This window comes from Burkholderia sp. AU16482 (assembly GCF_002223285.1).
In the GTDB taxonomy this organism is placed as follows: domain Bacteria; phylum Pseudomonadota; class Gammaproteobacteria; order Burkholderiales; family Burkholderiaceae; genus Burkholderia; species Burkholderia semiarida.
This window is the reverse complement of the sequence record NZ_NKEY01000004.1, coordinates 996,525-1,018,444: the sequence shown is the minus strand read 5'-3', so window position 1 is coordinate 1,018,444 and position 21,920 is coordinate 996,525. Positions and strand designations below refer to the sequence as shown.

The window sequence follows — 21,920 nt, the reverse complement described above, 5'->3', positions numbered from 1 at the left end:
AAGGAGGTATGCGTGCGGTTATGGAAATGGAAGGGCGTCGCGGCGGCTTTTGCGTTGGGCGCGATGGCGCTGTCGGCCCAGGCGGCGATCGTGATTACGGGTACGCGGGTCATTTACCCGGAGCAAAGTCGCGAAGTCAACGTCCGATTGAGCAACGTCGAGACGGCGCCCGTGCTGGTGCAGGCATGGATCGACGACGGGAATGCGGATGCCAATCCCGATCAGATCAAGGTGCCGTTCGTGTTGACGCCGCCGGTGTTCCGCGTCGAGCCGAAAAAGGGGCAGACGTTGCGCATCATGTATACGGGTGCGAATCTGCCGGCGGATCGCGAGTCGGTGTTCTGGCTCAACGTGCAGGAGATTCCGCCGCAGCCCGCCAACGCGGAAGAAACGAATCTGCTGCAACTGGCATTTCGCACTCGCATCAAGCTGTTTTTTCGGCCGGCCGCGCTTCAGGACGGCCCTTCGGGTCAATTGCTGACGTGGAAGGTCGCGCATGACGACAAGGGGCGGAGCATCCTGCGCGTCGACAATCCGTCGCCCTATTACGTGTCGTTCGGCCGTGTGGCGCTGAAGGCCGGCGACAAGGAAATCCAGTTTGACCCGGCTATGGTTCCACCGTTCGACCATGTGTCGCTCACCCAATCGCAGGGGGCGCATCGTACGTTCGAGCGAGGCACGGTGTCGTACAAACTGCTCAACGATTACGGCGCGGAGGTGGCGGGTTCGGCCACCGTCGAATAACCAGCCGACTGTTCCGGAAACGATGAGGATCGAAGAGTGGTTCAAGCAGCACGAAATATCGCGCTTGGCGGTAGCCATGATGTCGATCTGAGCGTCTTCCGCCGCCGGCGGGTCGCTTTGGCAGTCGGTTTGGCGTTCGGCATCGGTTTTCCCGGTGATGACGCTGGCGCGGCGGAACCCGGTGGGTCTGACATCGGGCCGCAAGCGGGGGGCGAGCCGGTAATGATCGTGGCGTCCCGCGCGACGACCGAGCCTGGGATGCAGATGGCGTCCCGCGGGACGACCGAGCCGGTGATGCAGATGGCGTCCCGCGCGCCGACTGAGCCGGTGATGCAGGTGGCGTCTCGCGCGCCGACGGAGCTGGCGGCGGTTGCATTCAACCCGCGACTGTTCGCCGGCGGTGGCGTCGATCTGTCTCGTTTCGCGAAGGGCAATCCGGTCGAGCCGGGCAATTATGCTGTCGACGTGACGGTCAACGGCAAAGGGCGTGGACGTCACGACGTACCGTTCCTCGCGGTGCCCGGCAGCGACGTTGCCGCGCCGTGCTTCACGCCTGCGATGCTGGAGCAATTCGGTGTCGACGGCGACAAGCTCGCGAACCGGCTTCGGCGATTGAAGCAGGACGACGATGGCGCTCCCGCCACGCCCGAATCGGCGCCCGACGCCTGCCTGGCACTTCGCGACACGATACCCGATGCGACCTATACCTTCGACAGCGCGGATCTGAAGCTCGATCTGACGATCCCGCAAACCGCGATGAGCAGGACGGCCCAAGGCTACGTCGATCCTTCGCGCTGGGACGAAGGGATCAACGTCGGGCTGCTGCAGTACAACGTCAACGGATATACGAGCGAGAGCAACTTTTTCGGGCACAACTTCAGCAGCTTGTATACCGGCCTGCAATCGGGCGTGAATATCGGGCCGTGGCGCCTTCGTCATCGCTCGACGCTGAACTGGGCTAGCCGCAGTGCCGGCGTATCGTGGCGCAGCCTCGAAACCTTCGTTCAGCGTGACATCACGCCATTGCGCAGCCAGATCGTGCTCGGCGACAGTTTCACGAGCGGCGAGGTTTTCGATTCGTTCGGCGTGCGCGGCGTCCAGTTGTCGAGCGACGACCGAATGCTGCCGAATTCGCTGCAGGCTTATGCGCCGACCGTCCGGGGTGTAGCGGACACCAATGCGCGCGTGGTCGTGCGGCAGGGCGGCAACACGGTGTATGAAGAGACCGTGTCGCCGGGGCCATTCGAGTTCAACGATCTGCCGGCCACCGGCTACGGCGGGGATCTCGACGTGACGGTCACCGAAGCCGACGGGCGCGTGCGGCGCTTCTCGGTGCCGTTTGCCGCCGTTCCGCAACTGTTGCGGCCAGGTCGGCACCGTTTCAACGTGACGGTCGGCCAGTATCGGGACAACGCGGTCGATACGAAGCCGTGGGTTGCCCAACTGGTTTATCAGCGAGGCATCACGAATCTCGTGACCGGCTATGCCGGCGTACTGTCGTCGGCCGGCTATGGTTCGGGCCTGCTCGGCATGGCGCTCAATACGTCGGTCGGTGCGTTCGCGTTCGACGTCACGTCCGCACACGCGAGCGTGCCGGGCCGGCGCACGTACCACGGCCTCAGCTCGCGCGTCACGTACAGCAAGATGCTGGTGCCGACCGGAACCAATTTCTCGGTGGCCGCGTACCGCTATTCGACGTCGAACTTCTTCAGTCTGCAGGACGCGGTGAACGCACGAAAAGATTGGAACGGATCGATTGGTCAGTACAACTACCGGGCCAGGACGCGGCTGCAACTGAACGTCAACCAGCGCCTGGGGGATCGCAGTGCAATCTACGTCACCGGCAGTTCGCAAGACTATTGGGGCGGCGAGAGGGGGCGCGATCTGCAGTATCAGGTTGGCTTCAACAGCACGTTCCGGCAAGTGTCATATGCGGTGTATGCGCAGCGTGCCCGCAACGGCGACAACCGGACGGTCACCCAGGTCGGGATCAACCTGACTATCCCACTCGGCAAGCAGTCGTACACGAAGAGCAGTCTCTTCAATTCGTTGACCACCTCGGCCTCGCGCGATTCGAGCGGCAACAGCGCCATTCAGATGGATATGTCCGGCAGCAAGGGAACCGTTGCACCGTTCAGCTACGGGGTTACCGCATCGCGCGTTGCCGGCGGCGATACCAATGCGCTGTCGTCGTTCGGCGGATACGGTACCTATCGGTCGCCTGTCGGCACCTACAGCGCGAACGCATCGCTCAGCAATCGGATGCGTCAGGCGTCGATCGGCGCAAACGGCGCGATGATCGTCCATCGAGGCGGCGTCACGCTCAGTCCGCCGCTCGGTCAGGCAGCTGCGCTGATCGAGGCGAAGGGTGCAACCGGCGGGCAGATCGTCAACGGGCAAGGCGCGTCGATCGATCGTTTCGGCTACGCGGTGATTCCATCGCTGACGCCGTATCGCGTCAACACGGTCGAGATCGACCCGTCCAGGTTGCCCGACGACGTCGAACTCGGGAACACGAGCGAGGAGGTGGTGCCGCGCTACAACTCGGTCGTCTTCGTGAAGATGAGTACGGTGCGGGGCCGCCCGGTGTTCGCGACGATGGAGCGGCAGGATGGTTCGCCGCTGCCGATGGGCACTCAATTGTTCGATGCGTCCGGCAAATCGATCGGCGGCGTCGGTCAGGGCGGCATGGCATTCCTGCGCGGGCTGGAAGGCTCTGGCGAGCTGACCGCGAAGTGGGGAATCAGCGCTGCCGATCGGTGCAGCTTGCCTTATGCGGTCCCGGCCGCAACGGCGAATGCGGGGAAGGTCAGGATGGCGACGCGTGTGCGCTTGCGTTGCGAGCCGGCGGCGATGCGATGACGCGCCCGTATCAAGGTGAGGCACAGGAGTCATGGACAAAATGATACGCATGCATGCTTCGAAATGGGTCCGTCGCGTTGCATCGGGCGCCACGGTCGCGCTGGTCGCGGGGGCCGCGAGCACAGCCTGGGGCGCCGGTAATCCGACCGTCACGGTCAAGTTTCAGGGTTCGTACAACTCGGTGACGTGCACGATCGTAGGCGGTCAGGAGAATCAGACGATCAAGCTGCCACGGATCTCGACGTCGTCGTTGACGTCGCCGGGACAGACAGCGGGCTCCACGGCCTTCACCATTCCGTTGCGCTGCGACGGCAGCATCGATTCGGTCCGCATTTATTTTCAACGGGGCGCCACGACGAACGCGAACGGAAATCTCGACGTTGAGACGCCGAACGATCCTGCAAGCGCCAGAAATGTCCAGGTCCAGTTGATGAACGGCGACGGTTCGCCGATCCAGATCGGCAATGCGGCGACGATGCAGACGGTGAACGTCGATGAGTCGACTACGACGCTGGTGCCGTTCGGGGCGCAGTATTACGCGACCGGCGCGGCACGCGCCGGCACGGTTCGTACGTACGCGACTTTCGTGATTCAGATGCCGTGATGGTGTTCCATCGGCAGTTTTTCTTGATATTCGCATGACATTCGACAGTTCAGGCGCCGCGTTGCGCGCGTCGCTTCAAGAGACCCTACTGCACGTCGCGCTGCTTGCGCAGGGTGCGTCGATACCGGAGGTCCATGCGTGGCGAGCACGGTGCATCGGGCTCGTCGAGCGGCTCGAGCAGGCGATGCGCGACGACGGGCGAGCAGCCGACGTCATACGGGACGTCGGCATCGCGCAATGCATGCTGCTGGACGAGGCGACGCTGCGTCATTTGCCCGCTGGTACGCGCGACGAATGGCTGCGCGAGACGCTGCTGTTCCGATTTCATCGTGCGCACGGCGTTGCGTCGCGGTCTTCGGCGCAAGCCGGCGCATTGCCGGACGCACCCCATTCGGAAGCGTCGCTGCTGAGTATGTATACGACGTTGCTTGGGCCTGGACTATCGCGTCAGGGAGACGCTGCTCGGGCGCGCCCGGATGCGGGGTGTCCCGTGACATTGCAGGCAGGCCCGCGGGCGGCCGACGTGGGGGATGAGCCGGCGCAGCGGTTGCCGTGGCCGGCGCGCGCCGTTGCGACTGTCGCGACACGCGCAGGTAAGCCGCTTCGGCCGATCTTGTTCGCAACGGTGGTACTGGCGGCCGTGTGGATCTTCTGCGACGTCTCGTTGCGTCGTGCGGTGGAGCGCTTGCCCGACTCGGGGCCGCGCGTGACGCAGAACAGCGACGGAGGGCGCCAATGAGCATGCGGTCAATCAGGGAGATCGGACTCGTCTGGATCGCAATGCCGATCGTGGTGTTCGGCGGTGCATGGGCACTCGCGGGGCTGCCGGATTGGCTGAGCGCGCTATGCATCGGATCGGCTGTCGCGCTCGCGGCGTGGTTTGTTACATGGTACGAGCGCCGGCGTCCGGCAGCGGCTCCCGCCGAATCCGCCGTGGAGGATATCGGCGGCACCGCGCGCGAACTCGACGTGATCGTCGTCGTCGGGCCCTACGCCGCCGCGCTGTTCCCGCGCGAGGGCGGCCGAGCCACGATCAGGCGCGACGATCGGGCAGTGTGGCTGCTGGCCGATACGCCAGCGCGGCTCAACGATGTGATGACGCAAGTCAAGGTGGCGCGAGGGCGTTTCCCGGACGCCGCGCTGCTGCCCGTGGTACCGGAGGGCGACGACGAAAGCGTGTTGCGCAGGGAGTTTGCGCAATGGCGGATTGCGCTGCAGGCAGCATACTGCCATCCCGAATGCGTGCTGCCTTGTCATGTCGCGGTATACGCATGTCTGGGGCCGGGCGAGGGCGGCGCGCCGCAAACGCGATGGTTTGGCGATTCGCTCGAGTTCGACGCGCCGCGCCTCAAGAACGCGATCGGCGTTTCAGACCGGTTGCCGGCGATCCGTAGCCAACTTGCCGAGTCGCGGCATGCCGATGCGGCGGGCCGGAGCGCTCTGGGGCTCGCGGTATTCGAATGGCTCGACGAGGCGGCGTTGCTGTCGTCGATTTCCGCGCTGTCGAATACCGTGCCGTTTGCGTTGCAGGGTGCGTCGCTGGCGGACATCGACCACACGCCCGTTCGGCCGGGCGCGTGGACGCGCTGGCTGATCGCGAAAACGGGCCTGCAGCCACGCGTGACGAAGCCGGTCGCGGGCCCGCTTCCGTTGCCGCGCATTCAGGCATCGGCGTCCGTATCGGCGGATACGGCCGGGCGGCCGCCTGCGCCATCGCCGGCCGACCGGCGGGCATGGCCGCTTGCATCCCACGTGGCGCTGTCAAGCGCGACGGCCGTGACGCTGGCCGTGGTGATATCGGGAACAGTGAATTATCGGCTCGTCGAGCGGATCTCGGGCGACCTGTCTACCTATTGGAACACGCCGTCGGTTCGCATCACGGCATCGATCGACTCGTTCGAGCGGTTGCGCGCGGCGCGCGACGAGGTGGCGCGCAATTTGCGCGACGGTGCGCCGCTCGGCGCGGGATGGGGGCTATATCCGGGGCGTGCGCTGCTGCCTCGCGTCGACGTGGCGCTGGCGGCCTATCGGCCGCCGCTCACGACCGTGGAGATCGATAGCCTTTCGCTGTTTCCAAGCGGCAAGGCGACGTTTTCCCCCGCGCACGCGCATCGTGAACTCGCACATGTGCTTCGGTTGATCCGGGAGAATCCGGACCAGCGCGTGCTGATCGAAGGGCATGCGGACAGCGAGGGCTCATCCGACGCGAATCTTCGGCTATCCGAGGCGCGGGCGCGCGCGATTCGCGATTGGCTTGTCGTCGAAGGCGGATTGCCGGTCACGCGTTTCGCGATTCAGGGAATGGGCGACGTCCGCCCGATCGCGGACAACCGGAGTGAAGCGGGCCGGGCACTGAACCGGCGCGTCGACATTTCGCTGATTCCGGACGGCCTGCGCCGCTAAGTGCGCGGTGACGCGCTCGACACGGTAGCGCATCGCATCATCGCTGTGACGATCCATGCGGCCGGGGCGGTGCTTGCTCCGCCGCGTGGCAACGACTCGTCCAGGCACGCCCCATAGCCATTCCAGATAGGGATTCAACTCAGCCGAATGCGGCGTTTTCAATTCGTCGCTTTATTGAGATTAGAGATTTTTTCGATATTTCGTATATCTCCAATTATCGGCAATTAAGTTAGTACTGGTCCTATATAACGGCGCCGACGAGTGTCTTAAGATGCCCGGAGTTTACGCTGAAAGGGCGAAACGGACGAGCATTCGCTCATTGATTTTTTCCCAATCTGAATTCATCTGGAAAGTTTATGGCCATATCCAGCAGTGCACAGAAATTCATTGCGCGAAATCGTGCTCCGCGCGTCCAGATCGAGTACGACGTCGAGATCTACGGCTCCGAAAAGAAGGTCGAGCTGCCGTTCGTGATGGGCGTGCTCGCCGATCTGTCCGGCAAGCCCCTGGAGTCGTTGCCGGCCGTCGGCGATCGGAAGTTCTACAACATCGACATCGACAACTTCGACGAGCGGATGAAGGCGATGAAGCCCCGCGTCGCGTTCTCGGTCCCGAATACGCTGTCCGGCGACGGCCAGCTGATGGTCGACATCACGTTCGAAAGCATGGACGACTTTTCTCCGGCGGCGATTGCGAGAAATGTCGACGCGCTGTCGCAGTTGCTCGACGCGCGCACGCAGCTCGCCAATCTGCAGACCTACATGGACGGCAAGTCGGGCGCGGAAAATCTTGTCAGCAAGGTGCTGAAGGATCCGGCGCTGCTGAGCGCGCTCGCCAAGGCACCCAAGCCTGAAGCACGGAAGCCGGACGCTCGGGAACCGCAAGAGCAGTGACGCGGCCCTGGATGCTCAACCACGATCTAACACAGGTAAAGGTAAAAAATGGCTGTACGTGAATCGCAGGCGCGCGCTGCCGAGGCGCAGCTCGGCGCCCAATCGGATTTCAACGCACTGTTGTCGCGCGAGTTCAAGCCCAAGACGGAGCAGGCGCGCGAGGCGGTGGAATCCGCCGTCAAGACGCTCGCCGAGCAGGCGCTGGCCAATTCGGTGACGATGTCCGACGATGCCTACAAGAGCATCGAGGCGATCATCGGCGAGATCGATCGCAAGTTGTCGGAACAGATCAACCTGATCCTGCACCACGACGATTTCCAGAAGCTGGAAAGCGCGTGGCGCGGGCTGCATCATCTCGTGACGAACACGGAAACCGACGAGAAGCTGAAAATCCGCTTCATGGACGTGTCGAAGGAAGATCTGCGTCGCACGATGAAACGCTACAAGGGCGTGGCCTGGGATCAAAGCCCGTTCTTCAAGCAAATCTACGAAGAGGAGTACGGTCAGCTGGGCGGCGAGCCGTATGGCTGTCTCGTCGCCGACTATTACTTCGACCACACGCCTCCGGACGTCGATCTGCTGGCGTCGATCGGCAAGGTCGCCGCGGCCGCGCACGCGCCGTTCATCACCGGCGCGTCGCCATCCGTGCTGCAGATGGATTCGTGGCAGGAACTCGCGAACCCGCGCGATCTGACCAAGATCTTCACGCAGAACCTCGAGTACGCACCGTGGAACTCGCTGCGCAACTCCGAAGACTCGCGCTACATCGGTCTGGCCATGCCGCGCTTCCTCGCGCGCCTGCCGTACGGTATCCGCACCAATCCCGTCGACGAGTTCGATTTCGAGGAATCGACCGACGGATCGGACCACCGCAAATACGCGTGGGCCAACGCCGCGTATGCGATGGCCGTGAACATCAATCGCTCGTTCAAGCACTACGGCTGGTGCACGCTGATTCGCGGCGTCGAGAGCGGTGGCGTGGTCGAGAATCTGCCGTGCCATACGTTCCCGACCGACGATGGCGGCATCGACATGAAGTGCCCGACCGAGATCGCGATTTCCGATCGCCGTGAGGCGGAGCTTTCGAAGAACGGCTTCATTCCGCTGATTCATCGCAAGAATACCGATTACGCGGCGTTCATCGGCGCGCAGTCGCTGCAGAAGCCTGCCGAGTACTACGATCCGGACGCGACGGCCAACGCGAACCTGTCCGCGCGTCTGCCGTATCTGTTTGCCTGCTCGCGTTTCGCGCACTACCTGAAGTGCATCGTGCGCGACAAGATCGGCTCGTTCAAGGAGCGCGACGAAATGCAGCAATGGCTCAACGAATGGATCATGTACTACGTCGACGCCGATCCCGCGAACTCGTCGCAGGAAACCAAGGCGCGTCGTCCCTTGGCTGCTGCCGAGGTGGTCGTGGAAGAAGTCGAGGGCAACCCCGGCTACTACCAGGCGAAGTTCTTCCTGCGCCCGCACTTCCAGCTGGAAGGTCTGACGGTGTCGCTGCGGCTCGTCGCAAAGCTTCCGTCGGTCAAGGCGGCCGCCTGATCCCAGCGAGCGATTGCCGCGGGGACGGTTGCTGATCGGCAAGCCCCAGCACGCGCGCTGACCGTCGCGTCGGCGACGTTCCTCGTCCCGCGTATTCCGATGTGATGTTCGACCCCGGGGGAGTGGTGATCAGGCGCTCCGTAAATAAACCTGATCGCAAAGTTAGTTGTACAAAAAATTCAACCAAGACGTAAGGAGTGATGCCATGGCACACGACATTTTCCTCAAGATCAACGGAATCGACGGCGAATCCAAGGATGCTACTCACCATGACGAAATCGAGGTCTTGAGCTGGTCGTGGAACGTATCGCAGCAATCGAACATGCACCTGGGCTCCGGCGGCGGGGCGGGCCGCGCGACCGTCGACGATCTGCAGTTCGAACACTACATCGACCGTGCGAGCCCGAACCTGATTCAGTACTGTCTGCTGGGCAAGCACATCGATCAGGCGAAGCTCACGGTGCGCAAGGCCGGCGGCAATCCGCTCGAATACATCATGTTGACGATGAATGACGTGCTGGTGACGCAGGTGAGCCCGGCTGGCGTCGCGGCTGACGAATCGCGTCCGCGCGAGATCGTTCGCCTGTCGTTCTCGCGCCTGAAGCAGGAATACGTCGTGCAGAACGCGCAAGGCGGCAGCGGCGGTGCGATCACGGCGACGTTCGACATCAAGCGGAACGCGGCGTAAGCGTCGACGCCCGTAGTTCAGGGCGATGCCGCCTGTGCTCGCGCGGGCGGCATCGCAAGCCGTTGACCAAGGCGTCTTCGCGATGCGTGGGGGCCTCGGTCAACGGCTGCCCCGGGTACGACAGGATCTTCCCTATGTTTTCTCGATTTCCGCCAGGTATGGCGACGCGCCGCAATGCACTGAAACGTATCGCGGCCGGACTGACATTTCTGTCGCTTGCTGCGTGCGGAGGGGTGCCGTCGCGGAAGGATCTGGCCGCGTCGCTGAATCTGAAGATCAAGGTGAGCGATGGCGTCAATCCCGACGAGCTCGGGCGGCCGGCGCCGATCATGGTGCGGATCTATGAATTGAAGTCGGCCTATACGTTCGACAACGCCGACTTCTTCTCGCTGCAGAACGACAGCAAGAAGGTGCTCGGCGAAGACGCGATCGTGATCGACGAGTTCGTGCTGCGCCCCGGCGACGTCCGGGATATTCGGCGGCGTATCAATAGCGCGACGACCGCGATCGGCGTGCTGGCCGGATACCGCGAGCTGGGCAAATCGGTGTGGCGCGGCACGTATCGCTTGCCGCCGCCGCCGGAGGAAGCATGGCTTCGGGTGCTGACGGCGCGTACAAAAATCAAATTGAACGTGGATATCGGCCAGCGGGCCGTTCTGGTAACTGAATTGGATTGACATGAGTTGGCATAACAAGGTCGTGTGGAGCGAGGGTCTTTTCCTGCTGCCCCAGCTGTTCCAGCAACAAGAGCGCTATTTCGAACATTTCGCGCACAAGCGTTCCGCGCCGCTCAGCCCGTTCTTCTGGGGCTTCAGTCAGTTCGAGACCGATCAGGAATCGCTTGCGTTCGGCAAGCTGGTGTTGAAGAGCGGTGCAGGCGTGTTTCCCGACGGGACGCCGTTCGACGTGCCGGCGCATGCGCCGCCGCCGCCGCCGTTGACGATCGTGCCCGAGCATCAGAACCAGGTCATCTATCTGGCTGTCCCGTTGCGGCAGCCCAATACCGAAGAGACGGTGTTCCGCGACGAGACGGCGTCGCTGGCCCGCTATCTGGCGTTCGAAAACGAACTGCGGGACAGCAACACGATCGGGCAGGGGCCGAAGCCCGTGCAACTGGCGAACCTGCGCCTGCGGCTGCTGCCCGAAAAAGAACTGACGCAGTCGTGGATCGGCATCGCGCTGACGCGCATCAAGACCTTGCATGCGGACGGATCGGTGTCGCTGCACGTGACCGATCACATTCCGCCGGTCAGCCGGTACGGCGCCGATCCGCTGCTGCGCGAATGGGCGACGCAACTGCATGGCCTCACGAAGCTGCGAGCCGATGCGCTGGCCACCCGTCTGTCCGGTAGCGACGGGCGGGCGGGCGCGGCGGCGGAAGTCGCCGATTACCTGCTCCTGCAGGTACTGAATCGCTATGAACCGCTGCTCGAACATATCTGCCGGATTCGCGAGACGCCGCCGATGGTGTTCTATCGTGAACTCGCGATCATGGCGGGCGAGCTGTCGACGTTCGTGCGCCCGCAGACGCGCCGCCCGCTCCCGACTCCCGGCTACGATCACGCACAACTGTACGCAAGCATCCGGCCGCTCGTGGAGGAGGTCCACTATCTGCTCAACCAGGTGCTGATCCGCGGTGCGCAGCCGATTCCGCTTACCGAGCAGCCGCACGGCATCCGCGTCGCGGCCGTGATGCCCGCGGAACTCTCCGGCTATTCGAGCCTCGTGCTGGCCGTCGGCGCGCAGATGTCGCCGGACGTGCTTCAGCAGCAATTCGCCGCGCAGACGAAGATCAGCCAGCCGCAGCGTTTGCCCGAGTTGATTCGTTCGCACCTTCCCGGGCTCACGATGGTGCCGCTGCCGGTGCCGCCGCGACAGATTCCGTTCAATTCGAGCTACATCTACTACGAGTTGTCGCGCAGCGGGCCGTTCTGGGAGCAGATCGCGCAGCAAGGCGGGCTCGCGATGCATATCGCCGGCCACTTCCCCGAACTGAAACTCGAACTGTGGGGAGTGCGCCATAAATGAACTCCGGTACGTTCGATAAGGACGCGTTCGACTTTCTCGCGGGGGATTCCGGGACGGTGCTCGATCCGCAGAAGGAACGCGCCGGAGACGAAAGGCGTGCCGCGAGCGCACCCGTCGATCCTGGCGAGTTCGATGCGGTCGTGGATATTCAGCAGCGTGTCGACGAGGTGCGCGCAGCCGCGAATCCGCTGCTCGAGGCGGCGCGCCCGTTGCTCAGAATGCTCGCCGACATGCCGGCGACGCTCGATACGTCCGAAGCGGTGGAGGGGCTGAGGACGCTGCTCGTGCGCGAGGTCAACCTGTTTCAAAAGGTATGCGACAAGGTCGATCTGCCGTGGAAGCACATGGCGGTCGTCCGCTACTGTCTGTGCACCGCGCTCGACGAGGCGGCCAACCGCACCAGCTGGGGCGGGAGCGGCGTATGGGCAGCACGGAGCCTGCTGATCACGTTCGAGGGCGAAGTCGACGGCGGCGAGAAGTTCTTCCTGTTGATCGGCCGGATGGCGACCGATCCGCAGGAGTACGTCGATATCCTCGAAATCCTGTATCGCGTGCTCGGTCTCGGCTTCGAGGGCCGCTACAGCGTGATGGCCGATGGGCGCCGCTATCTGGAGCAGATTCGCCAGCGTCTGTGGACGCTCATCACCGGCGCGCGAGACGCGCTGCAGCCGGAGCTGTCGCCGCACTGGCGGGGGGCGCCGCCCGGCAAACTGCCGTTGCTGCGCAGCGTGCCGGCATGGGCGTCCGTCGCGCTCGCGGCGCTCCTTCTGTTCGCACTGTTCGTGTTCTACCAGTACCACCTGCTGACCGAGCGGCATTTGCTGGAGGCGCGCATTCTCGAGATCGGCAAGGAGCGGCTGGCGTCCGCGCCGCAGCGTCTGCGCCTGTCGCAGCTGCTGACGAACGAGATCGCGCGCGGCCTGCTGACCGTTGACGAAGACGACCGGCGCAGCGTCGTCGTGTTCAGGGGCGATTCGATGTTCGCGTCGGGCCAGAGCGTGGTGTTGCCTGAGATCGAGCCGATCCTGAACAAGGTCGCGAGCGAAGTGGCGCGCGTCGGCGGCAACGTGCTCGTGAGCGGGCATACCGACAACCAGCCCATTCGTAGCGCGGCTTTCGCGAACAACCAGGTTCTGTCGGAAAAGCGCGCGGCGTTTGTCGCGCAAATCCTGCAACGGGACGGTACGCCCGCGGAGCGGATTCGCGCGGTCGGCAAGGGTGACACGCAGCCGATCGGCGATAACGCGACGGCGGCCGGCAGAGCACTCAACCGTCGCGTCGAAATCATGGTCACCCCGTAGTACCGGAATTCAGCATGTCTTATTTGAAACGTCTTTTCAGATGGTTGGTCTCGTGGCGGATGCTGGCGTGCGTGGCGATTCTGCTGGCATGCGTGGCGGTCTGGTTTCTGGGGCCGCTGTTCGTGTTCGGCGAGCTGCATCCGTTCGCCGGCGCCGTGATCCGCTCGATCGTGATCGCGCTGTTGGCGGGCCTGCTCGTCCTGTGGCTGAGAAGGTGGCCGCTGAGTCCGGTCTGGGTGATCGCGCTTTGCGTCGCGCTCTGGCACGTCGGCCCGCTGTTCGGGTTCGCGGAGCATCATCCGCTCCAGCCGATCTGGGTGCGCGTGTTGATCGTCGCGGCGATCGTGTTCTGCTATGCGCTCTACGGTCTGTACAAGTTGTGGCAGGCGTTGCGGTCGAACGATGCGCTGCTGAAGCGCTTTCTCGAGCCGAAGGGGGACGAGCCGGCCGAAATCGGCCGCGACGAAGTGCGTGCGGTTGCGATGGTGGTGTCCAAGGCCATCGCGCAGTTGAAGCGCTTGCGCGGCGGCACGCTCGGATGGCGTCGCCTGCTCGAGGTGGACCGTCATCTGTACGGGCTGCCGTGGTACATGATGCTCGGTACGCCGGGGGCCGGGAAGACGACCGCGATCCTCGGGTCGGGCCTGCAGTTTCCGTTGACCGACCAGATGGCGGCGGTGTCCGCGCACGGGATCGAGCACACCGCGAACTGCGAATGGTGGTTCGCGAACGAGGCGGTGCTGATCGACACCGCAGGTCGCTATGTCGAGCAGGACGACGCGCGGGAAGAAACGGCTACGACGGTCAACGCCGCGGAATGGAAGGCGTTGCTCGGCCAGTTGCGCAAGCATCGGCCGCGCGCGCCGCTCAATGGCGCGATCCTGACCGTGAGCGTGGCGGACCTGGTCAACCGGTCGGAAGTCGAGCGCACCGCGCTCGCGGCGAGCTTGCGGGCCCGGCTCGGCGAACTGCGCCAGCAACTCGGGATTCGGTTCCCCGTCTACGTATTCGTCACGAAGCTGGATCTGTTGCCGGGCTTTACCGAGTATTTCCAGTCGTTGACGGCCGACGGGCGCACGCAGATCTGGGGTTTCACGCTGCCGTGCGACGAGTCGGGCGCGGCGAGCGTCGACGGGCTGCGACGTCACTGCATGCGTGAACTGACGCTGCTGGAAGCGCGGGTCGACGCCGGCTTGAACAACCGCTTGCTCGAAGAATACGAGGGAGAGCGTCGCAAGCGGCTGTACCCGCTGGCACAGGAGTTCCGCAGCCTGTCGGCGTTGCTCGCGGATCTGGTGGAACTGGTGTTCCTCGATTCCCGCTACGACGACGCGCAGTTGCAGAACATGCTGCGCGGCGTCTATTTCACGAGCGCCGAGCAGACGGATCAGGTGATGACCGTCGACCGCGACACGGTGCTGCAGCGCCTGAGGCGCAAGCTGGCACGCCTGCGTACGACCAGCGACACGGCAGCGCACGTGCGTGGCGACGATGCGATCGCCGGGCATCGCAGCTATTTCCTGCGCAACGTGTTCCAGCACGTGATCGTGCCGGAGGCGCATCTGGTCCGCGCAGATCTGAAGTGGGAGATTCGCTTCAGAACGATGCGCTGGGCTGGCCATCTGCTGACCGTGGCCCTGTTCGTCTGGCTCGCGTTTTCGCTCACGGTGAGCTACGAAAACAACCGGAACTATCTGTCCGCGATTTCCGGCAAGACGTCGGCGCTGGCCGCACGGGCTGCGGCATACAACAAGGCACCGAAAGCGGCGGCGATCGGCGGCCTGCTGGACAGGTCGAGGGATCTCCCGCGCCACGGCGATTTCGATCTCGATGCACCGGGCCTTGCGTACCGCTACGGCCTTTATGTGGTCCCGGCCATCGTCTCGGCGTCGGATACGACCTATCTGAGCCTGTTGCAGCAGACGTTGATGCCGCAGATCGTGGCGCGCGTCGAAGGCGATCTGAACACGCAGATCGCCGCGCAAAACCCGGACGATGTATATCGCACGCTGACCATCTACCTGATGTTGTACGAAGCCGGGCGTTACGACGCGAAGGCAGTCCGGGCCTGGGTGCTGCGGGACTGGGAGCGCGCCGACAGCGCGGCGGCGATGGGCGGCCGCAATGCGATGACGCGGCACCTGGAGGCGCTGTTCGTCGACGGCCGTCCGGTCAAACCTTCCATGAAGCAGGATGCCGCGCTCGTGCAGCGCGCACGCCTCTTCCTGAGCCAGAACCCCGCGCCGAGGCGGCTGTACGAGCGGGCGATCGGCGCGATGCAGAAGGAGGCGCCCGAAAACTTCACGCTCGCGCAGGCGCTTGGGCTGCAGGGCGCGTCGCTTTTCAAGCTGGTGGACGGGTCGCGCTTCGAGCAAGGCGTGCCGGGGCTTTACACGTATGACGGTTATCACGCGTTGTTCAGTCAGCGTCTGCCCGAATTTCTCACGCGCGCGCAAGACGACGACGATTGGGTCATGGGACGCGCGTCGAAGCGCAACGATCTCGTGGCATCGATACAGGGCACCCGGATCGTGGCGGCCAGATCGTCGCTCGCCGACGAGATTCGCCGCCAGTATTTGATCGATTACGGAAACTACTGGCAGCAGTTTCTCGCCGACATTCGGCCGGCCACGAGCGGCGAGAACGGCCGGGACGGCACGCTGGCGCTCGACCAGGCGACGCTGCGCGCACTCGCCGCCCCTGATTCGCCGCTGGTGAGGCTGGCGCGCGCGGTGGTCCGGGAAACGTCGCTGTCGGTCATCGATGCACCGGAGCCGTCGTCGCTGAACGACCTCGCGCTGGCAGCGGTCGGCCGGCGATCCTCGGCGGCGCGAACGGCGGCGGTCGAAGCCGGGAAGATCGCCGCGCAGCGGCCGGAAACGCGACTCGAGAAGGAGTTCGTCGACAACCGCTTTGCGGCGTTGCGCGAAGTCACCACCGGGCAGGCCGACACCGGCAGCGGTCCGGCGATGACGGACAAGCCGATTTCGGTGGGCGGCAAGGCCTTGCAGCTCGACGCGATCCTGACGTTGATCAACGAGCAATACACGCGTCTCGTCGTCGCGAGCAACGCACTGTCGGCCAACAGCATGCCGCCGGCGCTGGATATCGGCACGACGCTGCAGACCGAAGCCGAAAAGCTGCCGGCGCCATTGCGGCTCGTCCTGGGCGGTATCGCGACGCAGGTGGCGGACAAGGTCGGGCAGGAGGTCGGCGGGCTGCTCGCGATGCAGGTCGATACGAGCGTCGGGCAAACCTGCCGGCGCACCATCGACGGCAAATACCCGTTCGTGCGCAGCAGCCAGGAAGTCGACGTGGAGGACTTCAACCGGATGTTCGCAAGCGGCGGCGTATTCGACGAGTTCTTTCAGAAATCGCTGGCGAGCTATGTCGATACGAACGCGAAGCCGTGGCGCTACAAGTCACTGAGCCCCGGCATGCCGCCGATCAAGGGGCCGAGCCTCGCACCGTTCGAACGTGCGGCGGCGATCCGCGAAGTGTTCTTCCGCGATCAGGGTGCAAAACGGATGGCGTGGAAGATGGATGCGAAGGTGGCCGCGATCGACCCGGAGATCACCGAATTGCTGATTGACGTCGACGGTCAGACGCAGCGCTACGTGCACGGCCCGGTCACGCCGTTCGCGCTGAGCTGGCCCGGACCGCGCGGCGGCGCGGTAGCGGAGATCGCGGCAAGACCGGCGATCCGGCCGGATACGTCGACGATCGTCGCGACGGGGCCCTGGGCGCTGTTCCGGTTGATCGAGCGCGGCCAGTTGACCGGCACGGCATCGGCCAGCCGCCTGACGCTGGCGTTCGATTTCGATGGTCGGCATGCGGCGCTCGAGCTGATGACGAGCGGGCAGTCGAATCCGCTGACGAGCAATCTGCTGACGAGCTTTCATTGCCCTGGGGGGCTCGCGTGACGGTCGGCATGCCGGCGCTGTGGGGGCGTCTCCCCGCGTCGGTCGAGCAGATCCGGCACCGCACGACCGTCATGCAGGCTCTTCAATGGCAACACTGGCTGACGCGTCATCCCGAATGGGCGGCGCATCTGTCCGGCGAAGGCGGCACACATGCGTTGCCGTGGAGTTTCGTGCTGACGCCCGCCTGTTCGCCGTTCGCCGATGGGCGATATGTCGTCGGCGTGATGGCCGCTTCGTGCGATCGGGCCGGACGGCGGCATCCATGCATCGTCTGCTGCACCGTGTCGCGCCGCTGGCTGGAACGCCGGCTGCGCGAGCCGCGCGGCGTGTTGTTCCAGATGGCGCGCCTGCTGGCGAGGTACGTGCCGCCGCGTGCGCAACCGGCCGATCCGGATCGCTTCGTGTCGTCGTTGTACACGCAACTTGATGCGCTGTGGGACGCGGCGCACGCATTCGTATGGCCGCGCATGGGCAGGCGCGGCCGAAAGGCGGTCGTGCCGTCGGCGGATTCGGAAATTCAAGGGGCGGGCTGCGGCGACGATCCCGCGCGCGTGCTGACCGGCGTACCCGAGGTGCCGTGGGCGGCGTGGCCGCGGTGTACGACGCAGGGCGAAGGCGGGTGGTTCTGGCAACAGGACGATCGCGGCGGTTTCGTCGATCAGAGGTGGATCGCCGGTTTGCCGGCGGGCGCGGCGGCGATCGCGCGCGACGCCGACGAACCGGATTCGGATTGCACCGTCGATGTCGAGCAAGAGCGGACTCATGAACATACGGAACGCTGATACATACACGTTCGATCAACTGCCGTGCGAGCACGAGCAGGGCACGCGTGCGCTGGAGCGGGCGATTGCTTCGAATTGCACGACCTTGCGCAGCCGACACCGCGAATATCGCGAGATTGTCGCGTTTCGTCGCACGCCGCACATCAAGAAGCTCGAGCGCACGTTGTGGTTGGCTGCGTGGCAACTGCACGACGTGGACGACGCGAAGGTGGCCGCGCTATGCGCGAACGGCAACCTGGCGACGATCGCCAGCATGCTGGCCGAATGGTTAGGCGTACATGCCGCGCCGGTCGAGTGGGTGGCGGGAATCGATCCCGGCGGTGGCGCGCCGTTGGTTCCGGGCGTGCGCGCGGTCTACTGCATGCGCCGCGTCGTTGCATTCGGACGGAAGGTGATCGATGCGCGCGACGCGAGCGATCTCGACCTGGCCGCAAGCTATCTGGTCGATGCCGCGACGAGTATCGGCGCCGATTTGCTGATCGACGTGCTGCTGAAGCTCGCGGCGGTGCGTGTCCGGTATCCGGCGCGCGCATCCGGCACATGACGCAGGCAACCGCAGGGCGGCGCCATACGGCTGCTGCATGCGGATATAGGGCAATGCGCGTGGGCGCATCTTTGTTTTGGGTGAGTGGGAGCGAATAGATCGCATGTCAATCAATTCTTCGGAAGGACTGATCAATCAGGAGCGCACGGTGGTGATTCGCAGCGATGCGATGCCACGGCTGCTTGGCAAGCCCGCGCTCCGATTCCTGTCGCTTCGCGGTGGAGAGCATCTCGGGAAACTTTACACGTACGAGTTGCTGCTGCGCACGCCGGACGATTTTCACGTGCCGTTGTCGACCAGTGCGAATCTCGATCTGAAGGCGATGATCGGCACCGAGATGACCGTCAGTGTGCAATTGGAGGGCATCGGGACGGGCGTGGAAGGCGGTGTCGGCGCCGGCGGGCGGGAAATCAGCGGCCTCGTCGTGAAAGCGGGTTTCCTGCGCACGGAAGGGCGCTACAACGTTTACCGCATCGTGTTGCGGCCGTGGCTCTGGCTCGCCACGCTGACGAGCGACTACAAGATCTTTCAGGACAAGACGGTGGTCGAGATCATCGACACCGTGCTGAGCGATTATCCGTATCCGGTCGACAAGCGGCTCGACGTCGACAAGTACACGGTGCAGGGCGAGAGTACGCGCAATGAGCCGCGGGCATTCCAGGTGCAATACGGCGAGACGGATTTCGATTTTATCCAGCGCCTGATGGAGGAGTGGGGGATCTACTGGTTCTTCGAGCACTCGGACGGCAAGCACCGGCTCGTGCTGTGCGATCACATCGGCGCGCACCGCCGCTCGCCGAGTGCCGCCTATCACGAAATCAGGCACCACCCGGAAGGCGGCAAGATCGACATCGAGTATCTGAATTATTTCTCGACGGACGAATCGCTGCGGCCGGGGCGCGTGGTGGTCGACGATTTCGATTTCACGCGGCCGAGGGCGCAGCTCGTGACGTCGAACCATCAGCCGCGCGAAACGAACTGGGGCGAAGGCGAACTGTTCGAGTGGCCCGGCGACTATACCGACAGCAAGCATGGCGATCTCATCAGCCGCGTCCGGATGGAAGAGCGCCGTGCGCCCGGCACGCGCGCGTTCGGCAAGGGCAACGTGCGCGGCCTCGCGTGCGGCCAAACCTTCACGCTGACGAAACACAAGCACGAGGAAGCCAACCGCGAGTATCTGATCATCGAAGCGGCGTTGATGCTGACCGAAATCGCCGACGAATCCGGCAGCGGTTACCGGTACGAATGCAATAACGAGCTGATCGTACAACCGACGAGCGAAGTGTTCCGGATGCCGCGCGAGACGCCGAAGCCGACCACGAGTGGCCCGCAGTCGGCGATCGTCGTGGGTCCGCCGGGACACGAAGTGTGGACGGACGAGTTCGGCCGCGTGAAGGTGCGCTTCCTGTGGGACCGGTATGCGCGCAACGACGCGACGGATTCGTGCTGGGTGCGTGTCAGCCAGGCATGGGCGGGCGTGAATTTCGGTGGCATCTATATCCCGCGCATCGGGCAGGAGGTGATCGTCGGCTTCATGAACGGCGATCCCGATCGTCCGTTGATTCTCGGCAGCCTGTACAACACCGTGACGCCGCCTCCGTGGGATCTGCCCGGAGAAGCGACGAAGAGCGGCTTCAAGAGCAAGACGATCACCGGCGGCCGCGAAAACTACAGCGGGATTCGCTTCGAAGACAAGAAGGGCGCCGAGGAATTCCACATGCAGGCGGAGCGGGACATGAACCGCCTGACGAAGCGCAACGAGTCGCTCACGGTCGGTGCGAGTCTGTCGGTCGGCGTCGCGCTGACACACACGCGCGCGGTGGGCGGCATGTTCACCAGCATCGTGGGCGGCGCCGCCAGCTACGCGGTGGGCGGCGCCGAGTCGACGATGATCGGCGGTGCTTGTGCGCTGAACGTCGGCGGCGCGTATGCGATTGCGGTGGGCGGTGCGATGTCGACGTCGGTGGGCGGTGCCTATGCGCTGAACGTCGGTGGTGCGCTTTCCATCGTATGCGGTGCGTCGGCCATCAACATGACGGCCGACGGCACGATCAAGCTGGTCGGCACGAAGATCCGGATCGTCGGCAGCAACGAGGTCGTGGTTCAGGGTTCGCCGCTGCAGTTGAATCCTGGATGTGGCGACGGCTGTGCGGGCGGCGGCGGTGGGGGCGGGGCGATTCCGCCGATTCCATTCCCGACTTTCATGTTCAAGATCACCAAGCCGCTTCTGCCGCCGCCGCCGCCGCCGCCGACGGTTGTTCCGCCGCCGCCGAGCGTTGCACCACCGCCGCCGACCGAGCCGCCGCCACCGAGCATCGAGCCGCCGCCGCCGAGTGTCGAGCCGCCGCCGCCGAGTATCGAGCCGCCGCCGCCGAGTGAGACGCCGCCGCCGAGCGAGCTGCCGCCGCCGAGCGAGCTGCCGCCGCCGAGCGAGCTGCCGCCGCCGAGCGAGCTGCCGCCGCCGAGCGAGCTGCCGCCGCCGAGCGAAACGCCGCCGCCAAGCGAAACGCCGCCGCCGAGCGAGCTGCCTCCGCCGAGCGAGACGCCGCCGCCGAGCGAAACGCCGCCGCCGAGCGAGCTGCCTCCGCCGAGCGAGACGCCGCCGCCGAGCGAAACGCCGCCGCCGAGCGAAACGCCGCCGCCGAGCGAAACGCCTCCGCCGAGCGAAACGCCGCCGCCAAGCGAAACGCCGCCGCCGAGCGAAACGCCGCCGCCGAGCGAAACGCCGCCGCCGAGCGAAACGCCTCCGCCAAGCGAGACGCCGCCGCCGAGCGAGACGCCGCCGCCGAGCGAAACGCCGCCGCCGAGCGAGACGCCTCCGCCGAGCGAGACGCCTCCGCCAAGCGAAACGCCTCCGCCAAGCGAAACGCCTCCGCCAAGCGAGACGCCGCCGCCAAGCGAGACGCCGCCGCCAAGCGAGACGCCGCCGCCAAGCGAGACGCCGCCGCCAAGCGAGACGCCGCCGCCAAGCGAGACGCCGCCGCCAAGCGAGACGCCGCCGCCGAGCGAAACGCCGCCGCCGAGCGAGACGCCGCCGCCGAGCGAAACGCCGCCGCCGAGCGAAACGCCGCCGCCGAGCGAAACGCCGCCGCCAAGCGAGACGCCTCCGCCAAGCGAAACGCCGCCGCCAAGCGAAACGCCGCCGCCGAGCGAAACGCCGCCGCCGAGCGAGACGCCACCGCCGAGCGAAGAGCCACCGCCGAGCGAAGAGCCACCGGAATCGGAATTTTGATTGCGTGGCTAAACCGTGTGTCGCCGCACCCTGCACGGGTGCGGCGACACCAAAGTGATGGGTTTTACGGGGAGAGAAATCACCATGAGCAATCCAGCAGCCAGAGTCGGTGACGCGATCGGCCATGGCGGAGCGATCGTGACCGGTTCGGGCGACGTGTTCACCAACGGAATATCGGCCGCCTATGTCGGCAGCGCCGCGGTTTGCGGCCTTCATTGTTCGGCCCAGGCGGTTGTAACCGGTTCGGGGTCTGTCTTCATCAACGGCTCGCCGGCGGCTTTCGTTGCATGCTCGACGTCCTGCGGCGCCCCGGTCGCGTCGGGGTCGGGCGACGTGTTCATCGGCGGGTAACGGCAGGTCAGGGAGTT

At 64.8% G+C, this 21,920-nt stretch carries 16 protein-coding genes; all 16 read left to right on the top strand.

Going from position 1 to position 21,920, the window contains the following annotated elements; all coding sequences use genetic code 11:
• Positions 1-12 precede the first annotated feature (12 nt).
• The 16 genes from CFB35_RS16445 (at position 13) to CFB35_RS16370 (ending at position 21,903) form a co-directional block, all read left to right on the top strand.
• The gene (locus CFB35_RS16445) at positions 13-744 is read left to right on the top strand and encodes a fimbria/pilus periplasmic chaperone (RefSeq protein WP_089465305.1); all 732 of its coding nucleotides are present in this window, start codon (positions 13-15) and stop codon (positions 742-744) included.
• 36 nt (positions 745-780) lie between these two features.
• A complete protein-coding gene (locus CFB35_RS16440) occupies positions 781-3,606 on the top strand; it encodes a fimbria/pilus outer membrane usher protein (protein WP_089465237.1) in 2,826 nt (941 codons plus the stop codon).
• 40 nt (positions 3,607-3,646) lie between these two features.
• The gene (locus tag CFB35_RS16435; protein ID WP_089465304.1) at positions 3,647-4,210 is read left to right on the top strand and encodes a fimbrial protein; all 564 of its coding nucleotides are present in this window, start codon (positions 3,647-3,649) and stop codon (positions 4,208-4,210) included.
• Between the two features lie 34 nt (positions 4,211-4,244).
• On the top strand, positions 4,245-4,949 hold the full coding sequence (locus tag CFB35_RS16430) for a DotU family type IV/VI secretion system protein (RefSeq protein ID WP_089465236.1): 705 nt from the start codon (positions 4,245-4,247) through the stop codon (positions 4,947-4,949).
• Positions 4,853-6,613: an OmpA family protein gene (locus CFB35_RS16425; protein WP_226094363.1), complete on the top strand. Its 1,761-nt coding sequence runs from the start codon at positions 4,853-4,855 to the stop codon at positions 6,611-6,613. Before CFB35_RS16430 ends, CFB35_RS16425 begins: the two co-directional genes overlap by 97 nt.
• Positions 6,614-6,969: 356 nt before the next feature.
• On the top strand, positions 6,970-7,506 hold the full coding sequence (tssB, locus tag CFB35_RS16420) for a type VI secretion system contractile sheath small subunit (RefSeq protein WP_059573636.1): 537 nt from the start codon (positions 6,970-6,972) through the stop codon (positions 7,504-7,506).
• Between the two features lie 48 nt (positions 7,507-7,554).
• Positions 7,555-9,054, top strand: coding sequence for a type VI secretion system contractile sheath large subunit (gene tssC / locus CFB35_RS16415; protein WP_059573637.1), 1,500 nt, complete (start codon positions 7,555-7,557; stop codon positions 9,052-9,054).
• Between the two features lie 205 nt (positions 9,055-9,259).
• Positions 9,260-9,742, top strand: a complete 483-nt coding sequence (locus tag CFB35_RS16410) for a type VI secretion system tube protein Hcp (RefSeq protein ID WP_059573638.1) — start codon at positions 9,260-9,262, stop codon at positions 9,740-9,742.
• A gap of 134 nt (positions 9,743-9,876) precedes the next feature.
• Positions 9,877-10,419 (top strand): type VI secretion system lipoprotein TssJ, encoded by a 543-nt coding sequence (gene tssJ / locus CFB35_RS16405; RefSeq protein WP_081066617.1) that lies wholly within the window; start codon positions 9,877-9,879, stop codon positions 10,417-10,419.
• Between the two features lies 1 nt (position 10,420).
• Positions 10,421-11,770, top strand: coding sequence for a type VI secretion system baseplate subunit TssK (gene tssK, locus CFB35_RS16400; RefSeq protein ID WP_059573640.1), 1,350 nt, complete (start codon positions 10,421-10,423; stop codon positions 11,768-11,770).
• Entirely contained in the window at positions 11,767-13,071 is a 1,305-nt protein-coding gene (gene tssL, locus CFB35_RS16395; protein WP_059573641.1) for a type VI secretion system protein TssL, long form, read from the top strand. The genes tssK and tssL overlap by 4 nt, the downstream gene beginning before the upstream one ends.
• A 14-nt stretch (positions 13,072-13,085) precedes the next feature.
• Positions 13,086-16,994 (top strand): type VI secretion system membrane subunit TssM, encoded by a 3,909-nt coding sequence (tssM, locus tag CFB35_RS16390; RefSeq protein ID WP_059573642.1) that lies wholly within the window; start codon positions 13,086-13,088, stop codon positions 16,992-16,994.
• Positions 16,973-17,776, top strand: coding sequence for a TagF domain-containing protein (locus CFB35_RS16385; RefSeq protein ID WP_226094364.1), 804 nt, complete (start codon positions 16,973-16,975; stop codon positions 17,774-17,776). Before tssM ends, CFB35_RS16385 begins: the two co-directional genes overlap by 22 nt.
• Positions 17,757-18,320, top strand: coding sequence for a hypothetical protein (locus tag CFB35_RS16380; protein WP_059573644.1), 564 nt, complete (start codon positions 17,757-17,759; stop codon positions 18,318-18,320). The genes CFB35_RS16385 and CFB35_RS16380 overlap by 20 nt, the downstream gene beginning before the upstream one ends.
• Before the next feature lie 103 nt (positions 18,321-18,423).
• Positions 18,424-21,552 carry a type VI secretion system Vgr family protein gene (locus CFB35_RS16375; RefSeq protein WP_089465234.1) on the top strand — a complete coding sequence of 1,043 codons (3,129 nt, stop codon included), beginning with the start codon at positions 18,424-18,426 and terminating at the stop codon, positions 21,550-21,552.
• Between the two features lie 84 nt (positions 21,553-21,636).
• Positions 21,637-21,903 (top strand): PAAR domain-containing protein, encoded by a 267-nt coding sequence (locus CFB35_RS16370; protein ID WP_081066436.1) that lies wholly within the window; start codon positions 21,637-21,639, stop codon positions 21,901-21,903.
• Positions 21,904-21,920 lie beyond the last annotated feature (17 nt).

What these genes read in the sequence shown, in the direction of transcription:
- CFB35_RS16435 (WP_089465304.1), top strand. Translation starts at nt 3,647, where the DNA reads ATGATACGCATGCATGCTTCGAAATGGGTCCGTCGCGTTGCATCGGGC.
- CFB35_RS16430 (WP_089465236.1), top strand. Translation starts at nt 4,245, where the DNA reads ATGACATTCGACAGTTCAGGCGCCGCGTTGCGCGCGTCGCTTCAAGAG.
- tssB (WP_059573636.1), top strand. Translation starts at nt 6,970, where the DNA reads ATGGCCATATCCAGCAGTGCACAGAAATTCATTGCGCGAAATCGTGCT.
- tssC (WP_059573637.1), top strand. Translation starts at nt 7,555, where the DNA reads ATGGCTGTACGTGAATCGCAGGCGCGCGCTGCCGAGGCGCAGCTCGGC.
- CFB35_RS16410 (WP_059573638.1), top strand. Translation starts at nt 9,260, where the DNA reads ATGGCACACGACATTTTCCTCAAGATCAACGGAATCGACGGCGAATCC.
- tssJ (WP_081066617.1), top strand. Translation starts at nt 9,877, where the DNA reads ATGTTTTCTCGATTTCCGCCAGGTATGGCGACGCGCCGCAATGCACTG.
- tssK (WP_059573640.1), top strand. Translation starts at nt 10,421, where the DNA reads ATGAGTTGGCATAACAAGGTCGTGTGGAGCGAGGGTCTTTTCCTGCTG.
- tssL (WP_059573641.1), top strand. Translation starts at nt 11,767, where the DNA reads ATGAACTCCGGTACGTTCGATAAGGACGCGTTCGACTTTCTCGCGGGG.
- tssM (WP_059573642.1), top strand. Translation starts at nt 13,086, where the DNA reads ATGTCTTATTTGAAACGTCTTTTCAGATGGTTGGTCTCGTGGCGGATG.
- CFB35_RS16380 (WP_059573644.1), top strand. Translation starts at nt 17,757, where the DNA reads ATGAACATACGGAACGCTGATACATACACGTTCGATCAACTGCCGTGC.
- CFB35_RS16375 (WP_089465234.1), top strand. Translation starts at nt 18,424, where the DNA reads ATGTCAATCAATTCTTCGGAAGGACTGATCAATCAGGAGCGCACGGTG.
- CFB35_RS16370 (WP_081066436.1), top strand. Translation starts at nt 21,637, where the DNA reads ATGAGCAATCCAGCAGCCAGAGTCGGTGACGCGATCGGCCATGGCGGA.